This is a genomic window from Blastococcus sp. SYSU DS0669 (assembly GCF_054050895.1).
On the sequence record NZ_JBJHAE010000024.1, the window covers coordinates 40,326 to 53,176 of the forward strand.

At 75.7% G+C, this 12,851-nt stretch carries 16 protein-coding genes; 10 read left to right on the plus strand and 6 right to left on the minus strand.

Features of this window, described 5'->3' with window-relative positions:
* The first annotated feature begins 1 nt into the window (after position 1).
* From ACI792_RS18220 to ACI792_RS18230, 3 genes are read left to right on the plus strand one after another with little or no spacing between them, the layout of a single operon-like run.
* On the plus strand, positions 2-1,090 hold the full coding sequence (locus ACI792_RS18220) for a prenyltransferase (RefSeq protein ID WP_456603841.1): 1,089 nt from the start codon (positions 2-4) through the stop codon (positions 1,088-1,090).
* The gene (locus ACI792_RS18225; RefSeq protein ID WP_456603842.1) at positions 1,087-1,968 is read left to right on the plus strand and encodes a glycosyltransferase family 2 protein; all 882 of its coding nucleotides are present in this window, start codon (positions 1,087-1,089) and stop codon (positions 1,966-1,968) included. Before ACI792_RS18220 ends, ACI792_RS18225 begins: the two co-directional genes overlap by 4 nt.
* Positions 1,965-2,912 (plus strand): glycosyltransferase family 2 protein, encoded by a 948-nt coding sequence (locus tag ACI792_RS18230; RefSeq protein WP_456603843.1) that lies wholly within the window; start codon positions 1,965-1,967, stop codon positions 2,910-2,912. Before ACI792_RS18225 ends, ACI792_RS18230 begins: the two co-directional genes overlap by 4 nt.
* Positions 2,913-2,978: 66 nt before the next feature.
* Here ACI792_RS18230 and ACI792_RS18235 read toward each other — a convergent pair whose 3' ends face one another.
* Genes ACI792_RS18235 through ACI792_RS18250 form a run of 4 tightly spaced genes read right to left on the minus strand, consistent with a single transcriptional unit; the run spans position 2,979 to position 5,834 of the window.
* On the minus strand, positions 2,979-3,311 hold the full coding sequence (locus ACI792_RS18235) for a TraR/DksA family transcriptional regulator (RefSeq protein ID WP_456581539.1): 333 nt from the start codon (positions 3,309-3,311) through the stop codon (positions 2,979-2,981).
* Between the two features lie 49 nt (positions 3,312-3,360).
* Entirely contained in the window at positions 3,361-4,068 is a 708-nt protein-coding gene (locus tag ACI792_RS18240; RefSeq protein WP_456603844.1) for a class I SAM-dependent methyltransferase, read from the minus strand.
* Positions 4,065-5,339: a YibE/F family protein gene (locus ACI792_RS18245; protein ID WP_456603845.1), complete on the minus strand. Its 1,275-nt coding sequence runs from the start codon at positions 5,337-5,339 to the stop codon at positions 4,065-4,067. Before ACI792_RS18245 ends, ACI792_RS18240 begins: the two co-directional genes overlap by 4 nt.
* 48 nt (positions 5,340-5,387) lie before the next feature.
* Entirely contained in the window at positions 5,388-5,834 is a 447-nt protein-coding gene (locus ACI792_RS18250) for an STAS domain-containing protein (protein ID WP_456581542.1), read from the minus strand.
* 188 nt (positions 5,835-6,022) lie between these two features.
* Here ACI792_RS18250 and ACI792_RS18255 point away from each other — a divergent pair, with 188 nt between their 5' ends.
* The 7 genes from ACI792_RS18255 to ACI792_RS18285 all read left to right on the plus strand — a co-directional run bounded on the left by ACI792_RS18255 (position 6,023) and on the right by ACI792_RS18285 (position 11,306).
* The gene (locus ACI792_RS18255) at positions 6,023-6,520 is read left to right on the plus strand and encodes an Hsp20/alpha crystallin family protein (protein ID WP_456581543.1); all 498 of its coding nucleotides are present in this window, start codon (positions 6,023-6,025) and stop codon (positions 6,518-6,520) included.
* 112 nt (positions 6,521-6,632) lie between these two features.
* Positions 6,633-6,974, plus strand: a complete 342-nt coding sequence (locus tag ACI792_RS18260) for a helix-turn-helix domain-containing protein (RefSeq protein ID WP_456603846.1) — start codon at positions 6,633-6,635, stop codon at positions 6,972-6,974.
* A 61-nt stretch (positions 6,975-7,035) separates the two neighbouring features.
* Complete coding sequence (locus tag ACI792_RS18265) at positions 7,036-7,356, plus strand: metal-sensitive transcriptional regulator (protein ID WP_456581545.1); 321 nt, start codon at positions 7,036-7,038, stop codon at positions 7,354-7,356.
* Between the two features lie 24 nt (positions 7,357-7,380).
* Positions 7,381-7,590, plus strand: a complete 210-nt coding sequence (locus ACI792_RS18270; protein WP_456581546.1) for a heavy-metal-associated domain-containing protein — start codon at positions 7,381-7,383, stop codon at positions 7,588-7,590.
* 13 nt (positions 7,591-7,603) lie between these two features.
* Entirely contained in the window at positions 7,604-8,515 is a 912-nt protein-coding gene (locus ACI792_RS18275) for a hypothetical protein (RefSeq protein ID WP_456603847.1), read from the plus strand.
* The gene (locus tag ACI792_RS18280; RefSeq protein ID WP_456603848.1) at positions 8,515-10,836 is read left to right on the plus strand and encodes a heavy metal translocating P-type ATPase; all 2,322 of its coding nucleotides are present in this window, start codon (positions 8,515-8,517) and stop codon (positions 10,834-10,836) included. Before ACI792_RS18275 ends, ACI792_RS18280 begins: the two co-directional genes overlap by 1 nt.
* A 110-nt stretch (positions 10,837-10,946) precedes the next feature.
* Entirely contained in the window at positions 10,947-11,306 is a 360-nt protein-coding gene (locus tag ACI792_RS18285; RefSeq protein WP_456603849.1) for a hypothetical protein, read from the plus strand.
* Here ACI792_RS18285 and ACI792_RS18290 read toward each other — a convergent pair.
* Together ACI792_RS18290 and ACI792_RS18295 are read right to left on the minus strand one after the other, a co-directional pair.
* Positions 11,292-12,284, minus strand: coding sequence for an NAD(P)H-quinone oxidoreductase (locus ACI792_RS18290; RefSeq protein WP_456603850.1), 993 nt, complete (start codon positions 12,282-12,284; stop codon positions 11,292-11,294). The genes ACI792_RS18285 and ACI792_RS18290 overlap by 15 nt on opposite strands.
* A 45-nt stretch (positions 12,285-12,329) precedes the next feature.
* A partial coding sequence (locus tag ACI792_RS18295) for an aldehyde dehydrogenase family protein (protein ID WP_456603851.1) occupies positions 12,330-12,851 on the minus strand: 522 nt, incomplete at its 5' end.

Below are 12,851 nucleotides of genomic sequence, written 5' to 3' on the forward strand. Positions count from 1 at the left end.
CGTGGTGCTCCCGGAGCTGCCGGGGGTCCTCGGGGCCGACCAGGTGCGCCGGACCGTGGCCTGGATCGCCGGTGAGCAGCACCGCGACGGCGCGCTCCCCTGGTTCGCCGGCGGGCAGCTCGACCCGTGGGACTCCGTCGAGGCGGCGATGGCCCTGGACCTCGGCGGCGAGCACCTCCGCGCCGCGGCGGCGTACCGCTGGCTGGCCGGCCGGCAGCGGCGCGACGGGAGCTGGGCGGCCGAGTACCGCGGGGGCGTGGAGACCGCGCCGGCCGCGGAGAGCAACCACGCCGGGTACCTGGCGGTCGGCCTCTGGCACTCCTGGCTGACCAGCGGCGACGAGGAGCTGGTCACCGACCTGTGGCCGGCGGTGCGCGCCGGGCTGGACCTCGTCACCCGGATGCAGCTGCCCGGTGGCGCCATCTCCTGGGCGCTGCGGCCCGACGGCACCCCCGACGACCTGGCGCTGCTCACCGGCAGCGCCAGCCTGTTCCAGGCGCTGCGCTGCGGGCTGGCGCTGGCCGAGCTCACCGGTGAGGCGCAGCCGGACTGGGAGCTGGCCGTCGCCGACCTGGGGACGGCGCTGCGCGGCCGGCCGGAGGCCTTCGCCGACCGCTCCCGCTACTCGATGGACTGGTACTACCCGGTGCTCGCCGGCGCGGTCACCGGTGAGGCCGCCCGCGAGCGGCTGGCCGCCGACTGGGACCGCTTCGTCGTCCCCGGGCTCGGCATCCGCTGCGTGGCCGACCGGCCGTGGGTGACCGGGGCGGAGACGTGCGAGCTGGCGCTGGCCCTCGTCGTCGCCGGGCAGCGCGACGCCGCTCTGGAGCAGGTCGCGGCCATGCAGCACCTGCGCGGCCCCGACGGCGCCTACTGGACCGGCTTCGTCTACCCGGACGACGCGCGGTGGCCCGTCGAGCGCACCACCTGGACGGCGGCCGCCGTCCTGCTGGCCGCCGACGCGCTGTCCGGCGCCTCCCCCGCCAGCGTCCTGTTCGCCGTGCCGGAGGCGCTGCCGGCCGCGGGCCTGGTCGATGCCACCACCCCGGTTGATTGGCTGGCGGGAGGTGCGGGCACGGTGTCCCCGTGAGCGCGCCCCCCGGCACCGGCCGATCCCCGCACCCCTCCGCCGACGTCACCGTGGTGGTCGCCAGCCGCAACCGCCGCGAGGACCTGCTGGCGACCCTGCCGCGCCACGAGGCCCCGGTGGTGCTGGTCGACAACGCCTCCACCGACGGCACGGTCGAGGCGGTGCGGCAGGCGCACCCCGAGGTGGCCCTGCTGCCGCTGGAGCGCAACGAGGGCGCCCACGGCCGCACACTGGGCGCCGCACGCGCCCGCACCCCCTTCCTCGCCTTCGCCGACGACGACTCGTGGTGGGCGCCGGGCGACCTCGCCCGCGCCGTGGCGATCATGCGGGCCCACCCCCGGCTGGCCCTGCTCAACGCCCGCGTCCTCGTCGGGCCCGAGGAGCGGCTCGACCCGGTCTGCGAGGAGATGGCCGCGAGCCCGCTCGGCACCGCCCGCGACCTGCCGGGCCCCTCGCTGCTGGGCTTCGTGGCCTGCGCCGCCCTCGTGCGCACCGAGGCCTTCGAGGCCGTCGGCGGCTTCGACCCGGTGGTCCGGTTCCCCGGCGAGGAGGAGCGGCTCGCCCTGGACCTGGCCGCCGCCGGGTGGGGCCTGGCCTACGTCGACGAGGTGACCGTGCACCACCACCCGTCCCCCCGGCGCGACGCGCCCGGCATCCGGCAGGCGGGGATCTGGCGCAGCCGGCTGCTCACCGCGGCGATGCGCCTCCCGGCACTCGACGTCGCACGCACGGCGGGGCGGGCCGCGCGCGCCGGCCGCCCGGGCGTCGAGGGGCTGCTGCGCGCGCTGCCCGACGCCCCGGCCGCGCTGCGCCGGCGGGAGACGGTGCCGCCCTCGGTGCGGGCGGGCCTGCGGGTGCTGGCCGGTGAGCGCCCGTGAGCACGGCCGGCACCACCTCTCCGGCGCCGGCCGGCGACCGCACCACCGGCCCGGACCCGCGCGTCGCCGTCGTCGTCATCACCCACCAGCGGCGCGACGAGCTGCTGCTGGCGCTGCGGCGGCTGGTGGCCCTCCCCGAGCAGCCGCACGTCGTGGTGGTGGACAACGGCTCCACCGATGGCACCGCCGACGCCGTGCGCGAGCGGTTCCCGCAGGTGGAGCTGATCGCCAGCCCCGAGAACCTGGGTGCGGTGGGCCGCAACCTCGGCGTCGCCCGGCTCGGCACCCCCTACGTCGCCTTCTGCGACGACGACACCTGGTGGGAGCCGGGCTCGCTGCGCGCCGCGGCCGACGTCCTGGACGCCCATCCGCGGCTGGCGATCGTCACCGCCCGCATCGTGGTGGAGCCCGGGGGCACCGAGGACCCGATCGTCGCCGAGCTGCGCGACTCGCCCGTGCGGGGCGCCGACTGGCTGCCCGGGCCCGCCCTGGGCTCGTTCCTGGCCGGCGCATCCGTGCTGCGCCGGGAGGCCTTCACCGAGGTCGGCGGCTTCTCCGAGCGGCTCTGGCTGGGCGGCGAGGAGGAGCTGATGGCCGGCGACCTGGCCGCGCGCGGCTGGGAGCTGTGCTACCTCGAGCAGCTCACCCTCCACCACCAGGCGAGCACCGCCCGGGACCCGCACAAGAGGCGGGCCGACGGCATCCGCAACACGCTGTGGACCACCTGGCTGCGGCGGCCGGTCCGCCCCGCGCTGCGTCGCACCCTGCACCTGCTGCGGACCGTGCCGCGGGACCGGGTGACCGCCCGCGGCCTGCTCCAGGCGGCCCGCGGCCTGCCGTGGGTGCTGCGCGAGCGGCGGGTGCTGCCGCCGCACGCGGAGGCCCGCTTCGCCGCTCTGGAGGAGGCGCAGCGGAACTCGACCGCCCGCCGCTACGTCAGCTGAACCGGAGGATGTGGGCTGACGCGGGGGCTCCGTGCCGGGAACACCCCCTCAGCGCACACGCTCGGGTCAGCGGGCGCAGCGGATGCAGGTGCGGGCGGTGGGTCGGGCGGCGAGCCGCTCCGGCGCGATCGGCCGGCCGCAGGTCTCGCAGCGGCCGTAGGTGCCGTTCTCCACGGCGACCACCGCGGCGTCGGCGTCGGCCAGCCGGCGGCGCGCCTGCTCCAGCAGCGCGGCCACCTGCTGCCGCTCGAAGGCGATGGTGGCGCCCTCGGGATCGTGCTCGTCGTCGGCGTTGGACGCCTGCGACGCCGCGACGATCGCGTCGAACTCGCGGGTCAGCGCCTCGATCTGCGCCAGCGCCTCCACCCGGGCGCGGGAGAGGTGGTCGGGTGGGAGCACCGGCCCATCCTGCACCCCCGTGCCGGCAGGACGACGTCTCGGCACGGGCTCAGGCGGTGCGGCGCAGCAGCCGCAGCGACCCCGTGCCCGGCAGCTCCTCGAACTCCCCGCTCTCCAGCACCCGGCGGTACACGCCGTAGGGCGCCTGGCCGCCGTCGGCCGGGTCGGGGAAGACGTCGTGGATGGCGAGGGTGCCGCCGACGGCCAGCTTGGCCACCCAGGCGTCCTGGTCGCGGCGCGCGGACTCCTCGGTGTGGCTGCCGTCGAGGAACAGCAGTGCCAGGGGCGTGCTCCACAGCGGGGCGAGGGTCTCCGACCGGGTGACGACGGCGACGACGACGTCCTCGGCGCCGGCGTCGGCGATGGTCCGGCGGAACCGCGGCAGGGTGTCGATCCGCCCGACCGCGGGGTCGACCAGCGACGGGTCGTGGTACTCCCAGCCCGGCTGGTGCTCCTCGGAGCCGCGGTGGTGGTCGACGGTGACCACCTGGCGGCCGGTCTCCCGCGCCGCGGCGGCGAGGTAGAGCGCCGACTTCCCCATCCAGCTGCCGACCTCCAGCAGCGGGCCCGGGACCGCGACGGTGCGCGCGGCCTCGTGCAGGGCGCAGCCCTCGTCGTCGGGCATGAAGCCGGGGGCGGCCCGGGCGGCGGCGAGCAGTTGGAGGACCCCGTCCCGCTCGGCCCCCTGCAGGGGCCCGCCGCGGGCGTGCGAGCGGTGGGGGGCAGGGGGTCCTTCCTGGGCCCGGTCGATCGTCACCGGGCGAATCTAGTCCGCAACGCGGTGACGCTGCGCTCGGTGGCCGCTCCCGCCTGGGTGTCCGCGGCCTTGGCGAAGAAGGCTCCGGCCGCCGTCGTCACCGGGACGGCGAGCACCAGCGCGATAGCCCCGACCAGCGTCCGGATGACCTCCTCGGCCAGCGCCGAGGAGGTGAGCACGACGTTCCAGGGCTGCGCGTAGAGCTCGAACAGGAGCAGCAGCGGCAGGGCCGCCCCGGAGTAGGCGAAGACGATCGTGTAGACGGTGGAGGCGATGTGGTCGCGCCCCACGGTCATCCCGCGGGTGTAGAGCTCGCGCCAGGTCATCGACGGGTCCACCTCGTGCAGCTGCCAGATCGCCGAGGCCTGGGTGATGGTGACGTCGTTGAGCACGCCCAGCCCGGCGACCACCATGCCGGCCAGCACGAGGCCGGAGAAGGCGAGCGTCGGGTCGTAGGTCTGCAGCTGCACCGTCTCCTCGCTGGTCAGCCCGGTGAGCCGCGCGGTCTGCACCGCGAGCGCCCCCATGACCGCGACCAGGGCCAGCCCGAAGAGGGTGCCGACCAGCGCCGTCGTCGTCCGCGCGGAGAACCCGTGCGCGAGGTAGAGGACGACGAACATGATGGCCGCCGAGCCGACGAGGGTGACCAGCACAGGGGAGCCCTCCCCGAGCAGCCCGGGCAGCACGAACTGCAGGAGCACGAAGAAGGCGAACGCCAGCCCGACCAACGAGGCCAGGCCGCGCAGCCGGGCGACCAGGCCCACGACGACCGCGAAGACGATGGCCAGGGTCACCATGGGGAGGTCGCGGGCGAAGTCGAAGAACCCGTAGGTGACGCCGCCCTCGGCTGCCGCGTCCCGGGTCAGGACGAGCGTGTCGCCCTCCTCGACCCCGTTGGCCACCACCACCGCGTCGAGGTCGAGCTCGACGAACTCGCCCTCGCCGTCGCCGTCGAGCACCTCCACGACGGCGGTCGCACAGGTCGCCGGCCGGCCCTCGACGCCGCAGTCGTACTCCTCGAGGGCGGCGACCCGGCCGTCGGGGTAGGTGGTCCCCGGCGGCAGCGCCTGCTCCGCCGCCAGCTGGGCGCGGGTCGGCTCGCCGCTGGGCCACAGGACGAACAGCCCGACGACGGTGGCCAGCCCCACGGGGACGAGGACCAGCAGCATCAGCCACACCGCCCGCCGGCGGCGGGTCAGCGCCTCGGGGCTGGGCGGTGGCGCGTCGGGGTCGGGACCGTGGACGTGGGCGTGCGGATCGCTGGCGGGCACCCGGTCAGGCTAGGAGCCGGGCAGCCGGGAGCCGCGCGGGCGTGCGGATCAGGTGTGTCGGGGATCCCGCGGGGCGGGGCCGCCGCCGCCCGACGGCTCCGCGACCACCCGGCCGTCGGCGGCGACCACGGTGAAGCGGTGCCACAGCCCGGTGAGCTGCAGGGGGCGGGAGACCGAGGGGGGTGGGTCCACCAGGACCGTCTCGATGGCCCGCGGCACCCCGAGCTTCTGCAGCTGCACCAGCACCGCCAGGCCGGCGGAGTTCATGAAGCCGACGTCGCGCAGGTGCAGCTCCACCCGCCGCAGGGAGTGCTCGGTGAGCAGCAGGTCGGTGAGGACCCGGACGAGGGGGCGGCGCGCGGCCTCGGTCAGCTCCCCGCCGACGACCAGCCGCACCGTCTCCCCCTCGACCGTGTGCGAGACGGAGGGCTCGGCGGGCGGCGCGTCATCGGTGGGCGCTTCCTGGCGCGGCAGGTCGTTGGTCGTCTCCTCCACGCCAGCGTCCTGCCCCGTGCAGCGGCGGTTCACGCACCCGCCGCCCGCGCGACGCGACGGAACCCTCGGGAACATTTCGCGGACGAAGACGTTTACCAGAGTGCGCGACCGAGGTAATCTCCAGTTGCCACTAGAGGTTCATCCTCGGGCAGCGAACAACAGCACGACCGTCACAGGAGGTTCCAGCCATGATGCTGACCGCTTACGACCCGTTCGCCGCCACGTCCGCCGCCTTCCGCGCGCTGGACCAGCTCACCGGTCGGGGCGGCACCGCCACCGCCCGGGCCCTCTCGGGCATGCCGATGGACGCCTACCGGGTCGGCGACAACTTCGTCGCCCACTTCGACCTGCCCGGCGTGGACCCCGGGTCGATCGACCTCTCCGTCGAGGGCAACACCCTCACCGTGAGCGCCGAGCGCTCGGTCCCCCAGCTGGAGAACGCCGAGTGGACCGTCGCCGAGCGACCCTTCGGCAGCTACACCCGTCAGCTGGTGCTCGGCCGCAGCCTCGACACCGACCGGCTCGAGGCGAGCTACCACGACGGGGTGCTGACCATCAGCATCCCGGTGGCGGAGAAGGCGAAGGCGCGCCGGATCACCGTGACCCGCGCCGACGCACCCGCCCAGGTCGAGGCCCGCACGATCGAGGGCGAGTCCCAGCAGGAGGCCAAGGCGGTCGAGAGCTGACCGCGGCCGAACCGGCAGCACCGCAGGGGCCGGGCCCGTCCGGGGCCCGGCCCCTGCGCCGTTCCCGACCCGCCCACCGGGCCACCGCCCACGAGGACAGGAGCGCGCCGCGATGGCACCCGAGGAGCAGGACCCGCTGCGCCGGCTGGACGACCCGGAGTACCCGGCGCTCACCATGAGCCAGGCCGCCGAGCTGCTCGGCGTGCAGGCCGCCTTCCTGCGCAGCCTCGACGGCTCCGGCATCCTGTCCCCGCACCGCTCCCCCGGCGGCCACCGGCGCTACTCCCGCCGGCAGCTGGAGCTCGCCGCGCGCATGCGGGGCCTCCTGGACGACGGGCACCCGGTCGCGTCCGCCGAGGTCATCGTCGGCCTGCAGGACGAGCTCGCCGCGGCCCGCGCCGACCTCGCCCGGCTGCAGGAGGAGCCGCAGGACCCGAACCCGGTGGACGACTGAACCCTAGGGGGGTATGGTTCGTCCCGGTGTCGCAGGGTGCGGCGCCGGCAGGAGGGACGACGTGGAGACCACCGACGGTGCCTGCACCGGCCACGACCACGCGCACGGCTACATCCACCGCAAGGACGACTACCTCAAGCGCCTGCGGCGGATCGAGGGGCAGGCCCGCGGTCTGCAGCGCATGGTGGAGGACGAGAAGTACTGCATCGACATCCTCACCCAGGTCTCGGCGATGACCAAGGCGCTGCAGGCGGTCTCGCTCGGGTTGCTCGAGGAGCACCTGAGCCACTGCGTCGTCGACGCCGCGCGCGCCGGCGGCCGCGAGGCCGAGGAGAAGGTCCGCGAGGCCACCGACGCGATCGCCCGCCTCGTCCGCTCCTGACCACCTGAACCGAGAGGAACCCCCATGACCACCACCAGCTACACCGTCACCGGCATGACCTGCGGCCACTGCGTCGGCGCGGTGACCGAGGAGGTCTCGCAGGTGCCCGGCGTGACCGGCGTCGAGGTCGACCTCGCCACCGGCGGGCTCACCGTCAGCAGCGAGCAGCCGGTCGACGACGCCGCCGTCCGCGCCGCGGTCGAGGAGGCCGGATACGAGGTGAGCGGCCGCTGACGCGGCCGGCGCCATGAACGCACCCGCGAGGATCGCCGCCTTCGCCGTCGGCCTGGTCGCCGTCTTCGGCGCGGCGGTCGGCGTGGGCTCCGCGGTCGGCCCCACCGGCACGGTCGAGGCCCCGGCCGGAGCCGGGCACGGGGACGGCGACGGACACGGGGACGGCGGCCACGACGCCGCCGCCCCGGCCGCCGTGGAGGCGCCCGCCGGCCTCCAGGTGAGCGAGGACGGCTACACCCTCGCCCTCGCCGACGGCACCGTCCCGGCCGGCCCCTCCACGGAGGTCGCCTTCCGCGTCCTGGGGCCCGACGGCTCCCCGGTCACGGCCTACGAGACCGACCACGACGTCGACCTGCACCTGGTCGCGGTCCGCCGCGACCTCACCGGCTACCAGCACGTGCACCCCCGGCTCGGCGAGGACGGCGTCTGGCGCGCTCCCCTGGAGCTGGAGCCGGGCAGCTGGCGGCTCTTCGCCGACTTCACCGCCGCGGCCGATGGTGAGAACCGCGTCCTGGGCGCCGACCTCGCCGTTCCCGGCCCCTACGACCCCGCTCCCGTGCCGGCGCCCTCGCAGGTGGCGGAGGTCGACGGCTACACGGTCGTCCTCACCGGCGGGCTCACCCCGGGCGAGGAGTCGGAGCTGACGCTGAGCGTGAGCCGGGACGGCGTCCCGGTCACCGACCTGCAGCCGTATCTCGGCGCCTACGGGCACCTGGTCGCCCTGCGGGACGGGGACCTCGCCTACCTGCACGTCCACCCCGCCGAGCACCAGGGCACCCGGGCCGCTCCCGGGCCGCACGTCCCCTTCACCACCACCGCCCCCTCGGCGGGCACCTACCGGCTGTTCCTGGACTTCCGGCACGGCGACGCCGTGCACACGGCCGCGTTCACGGTGACCGCCGAGCACTCGGAGGAGCACCCCTGATGACCACCGCCCCCGGCAGCGCCACCAGCGACGTCGAGCTGCTCATCGGCGGCATGACCTGCGCGTCCTGCGCGGCCCGCGTCGAGAAGAAGCTCAACAAGATCGAGGGCGTCACCGCCACGGTCAACTACGCCACCGAGAAGGCGAAGGTCAGCTACGCCGACGGCGTGAGCACCGAGGACCTCATCGCCACGGTGGAGAAGACCGGCTACACCGCCCGGCTGCCCCAGCGGCCCCGTGCAGAGGCTCACCCCGAGCCCGCGAGGGGTGAGGAGGACGGGGCCCTTCTACGGGCGTTGCGCACCCGGCTGGTCGTCTCGACGCTGCTCACCGTCCCGGTGGTCGCCATGGCGATGGCGCCGGCACTGCAGTTCCAGTACTGGCAGTGGCTCTCCCTCACCCTGGCCGCACCGGTCGTCGTGTGGGGCGGGCTGCCGTTCCACCGGGCCGCGTGGACCAACCTGCGCCACGGCGCGGCGACCATGGACACCCTGGTCTCCCTCGGCACGCTCGCGGCCTTCGGCTGGTCGCTGTACGCACTGTTCTGGGGCACCGCCGGCGTCCCGGGGATGACGCACCCGTTCGAGCTCACCATCGCCCGCACCGACGGCAGCGCGAACATCTACCTCGAGGCCGCAGCCGGGGTGACGACGTTCATCCTCGCCGGGCGCTGGTTCGAGGCGCGGTCCAAGCGGCGGGCCGGCGCGGCCCTGCGGGCGCTGCTCGAGCTCGGCGCCAAGGAGGTCTCCGTGCTGCGCGGGGGCAGCGAGCAGCGGGTCCCCGTCGCCGAGCTCGCGGCGGGCGACCGCTTCGTCGTCCGCCCGGGCGAGAAGCTCGCGGCCGACGGCGAGGTCACCGAGGGCTCCTCCGCCGTCGACGCCTCGATGCTGACCGGCGAGTCCGTACCGGTCGAGGTCCGCCCCGGCGACACCGTCACCGGGGGCACCGTCAACGCCGGGGGCCGGCTGGTCGTGCGGGCCACCCGGGTGGGCAGCGAGACGCAGCTGGCGCAGATGGCCCGGCTGGTCGAGGAGGCGCAGAACGGCAAGGCCGAGGTGCAGCGCCTGGCCGACCGCATCTCCGGGGTCTTCGTGCCCGTCGTGCTGGCGCTGACCGCGGCCACCCTCGGGTTCTGGGTCGGCACGGGCGCGGGGCTCCCGGCCGCCTTCACGGCCGCGGTGGCGGTGCTGATCATCGCCTGCCCCTGCGCCCTGGGCCTGGCCACCCCGACCGCGCTGATGGTCGGCACCGGCCGCGGCGCCCAGCTCGGCATCCTCATCAAGGGCCCCGAGGTGCTGGAGTCCACCCGCCGGGTCGACACCGTCGTCCTGGACAAGACCGGCACCGTCACCACGGGCCGCATGACGCTGCTGGACGTCGTCCCCGCCCCCGGCGAGGACCCCGACCGCGTGCTGCGGCTGGCCGGCGCGCTCGAGGCCGCCTCGGAGCACCCGATCGCCCGTGCCGTCGCCGCCGGCGCCGCCGAGCGCACCGGCGAGCTCCCCCCGGTGGCCGACTTCACCAACGTCGAGGGCCTCGGTGTCCAGGGCGTCGTCGAGGGCGCGGCGGTGGTCGTCGGCCGCCGGCGGCTGCTGGCCGACTGGTCGCTCCCGCTGCCCGAGGAGCTGGTCCGCGCCACCGACGAGGCGGAGGCGGCCGGGCGCACCGCCGTCGCCGTCGGGTGGGACGGCGCCGCCCGCGGCGTGCTCGTGGTCGCCGACGCGGTGAAGGACACCTCAGCGACGGCGATCGCCCAGCTCCGCGCGCTCGGGCTGACCCCGATCCTGCTCACCGGCGACAACGAGCGGGCCGCACGGGCGGTCGCCGGCGAGGTGGGCATCGACGAGGTCGTCGCCGAGGTGCTGCCGCGGGACAAGGTCGACGTCGTCCGCCGGCTGCAGGCGGAGGGCCGGACCGTCGCGATGGTCGGGGACGGCGTGAACGACGCCCCGGCGCTGGCCCAGGCCGATCTCGGCCTGGCGATGGGCACCGGCACGGACGTCGCGATCCAGGCGAGCGACCTGACCCTGGTGCGGGGCGACCTGCGGGTGGCCGCGGACGCCATCCGGCTGGCCCGGCGGACGCTGGCCACCATCAGGGGCAACCTGTTCTGGGCGTTCGCCTACAACGTCGCCGCCCTGCCGCTGGCCGCCGCCGGGCTGCTCAACCCGATGATCGCCGGCGCCGCCATGGCGTTCAGCTCGGTGTTCGTCGTCTCCAACAGCCTGCGGCTGCGCGGCTTCGCGCCGCTGCCCGAGAACCGGGACGCCACCCTGGCCGTGCCCGGGGGTCACCGCGCCGACGCGCACACCCCGGCCTGACGGGGCCCACCTCCGGTCCCGGCCACCGTCCGGCACAGTTGCCCTCTGCCCACCCCCGCGGGGCAGAGCGCTACCGCTCGAGGACCCACCCACCGCCCCGGAGGCCACCCATGAGGAACGTGCAGCGAGCGACGGTCCGCACCCTGGCGACGGCCGGGCTGGCCGCCGGCCTGGCGCTGGTGCTCCGGCCGCAGGGGGTGGTCGCCGCGATCGACCCGCGGTTCCCCGACGAGCGGCGCTGGGTGGCCCGGGTGCTCGGTGCCCGGCTGGTGGTCCAGCACGGAGCGGTCCTCGTCTCCCCGGGCCCGCGGACGCTGCGGTTCGCGGCGGCCGTGGACGGGCTGCACGCGGCGAGCATGCTGCCGGCGCTCGCCCTCCCCCGCTACCGCCCGGCCGCCCTGGTCAGCGGCGGGGTGGCGGCGCTCTCCGCACTGGCGGCGCAGCGGTCGGCGGGGTCAGCCCCCCGGTAGCAGCAGCACCTTGCCCACGTGCGTGCTGGCCTCCAGCAGCGCGTGGGCCTCCCCGGCCCGGCTCATCGGCAGGCTCCGGTCCACGACGGGCCGGATCACCCCCTTCTCGACGTCGGGCCAGACCTCGGCCCGCACGGCCGCGACGACCTCCGCCTTGCTCCCCGGGCCGGTGGCGGGCCGGCCGCGCAGCGTGGTGGCCCGCACGGTCCCCCGCTTGCGCATGAGGACACCGAAGTCGAGCTCCCCCCTGGTGCCGCCCTGCATGCCGATCGTCACCAGCTGCCCGCCGGTGGCCAGGACGTCGACGTTGCGCCCGAGGTAGGCGGCGCCCATGTTGTCGAGCACGACGTCGGCGCCGTGCCCGCCGGTGGCCCGCCGCACCTCCGCCACGAAGTCCTGCTCCCGGTAGTCGACCAGGATCTCTGCCCCCAGCTGCCGGCAGACGTCCAGCTTCGCCGCGCTGCCGGCGGTGGTCGCCACCCGCGCCCCGGCGCGGGCGGCCAGCTGGATCGCCATCGTCCCGATGCCGCTGGACCCGCCGTGCACGAGGAACACCTGACCGGCGCGCAGCCCCGCGAGCATGAAGACGTTCGACCACACCGTGCAGACCACCTCGGGGAGCGCGGCGGCGGTGGCCAGGTCCATCCCGGCCGGCGGTGGCAGCAGCTGGCTCGCGGGCACGGCCACCCGCTCGGCGTAGCCGCCACCGGAGAGGAGGGCGCAGACCTCGTCGCCGGCCGACCAGCCGGTCACCTGCGGGCCGACCTCGCTGATGACGCCGCTGCACTCCAGCCCGAGGATCTCGCTCGCCCCGGGGGGCGGTGGGTAGTTGCCCTCCCGCTGCATGATGTCGGCGCGGTTGACGGCCGCGGCGACGACGTCGACGACCACCTCGTCCGGGCCGCACACCGGGTCGGGCACCTCTCCCCAGCCCAGTACCTCCGGGCCGCCGGGCCCCGTCATCGTCACCGCACGCATCGACCGCTCCTCACCGAACCTGCACCTGGCCCCGGGACGGGGATGTCATTCCGCGGCGGCGCCGGCGGTGCTGCCCTTTGCCTGCTGGCTGCTGGGCCCGCCGATCCACACGGTCTTGGCGTTCATGAACTCCCGCATGCCCAGCTCGGTGAGCTCCCGGCCGTAGCCGCTCTGCTTGATCCCGCCGAAGGGCAGCTCGGGGTAGCTGGCGGTCATCCCGTTGATGAACGCCATCCCCGAGGCGATGTCACGCACGAACAGCGCCCGCTCCTCGGCGTCCTCGCTCCACAGGTTCGAGCCCAGCCCGTACACGTGGGAGTTCGCCAGCTCGATCGCCTCCTCCAGCGAATCCACCGTGTACAACGCCGCGACCGGCCCAAACACCTCCTCGGCGTGCATCCGCATCTGCGGGGTCACGTCGGCGACCAGCGTCGGCTCGAAGAACCACCCCGGCCGGTCCACCCGCCGGCCACCGACCACCACCCGCGCGCCCTTGCTCCGCGCGTCCTCGACGTACTCCTCCACGTCGGCCAGCCCCGACTCGGTGGCCAACGGCCCCACCTGCGT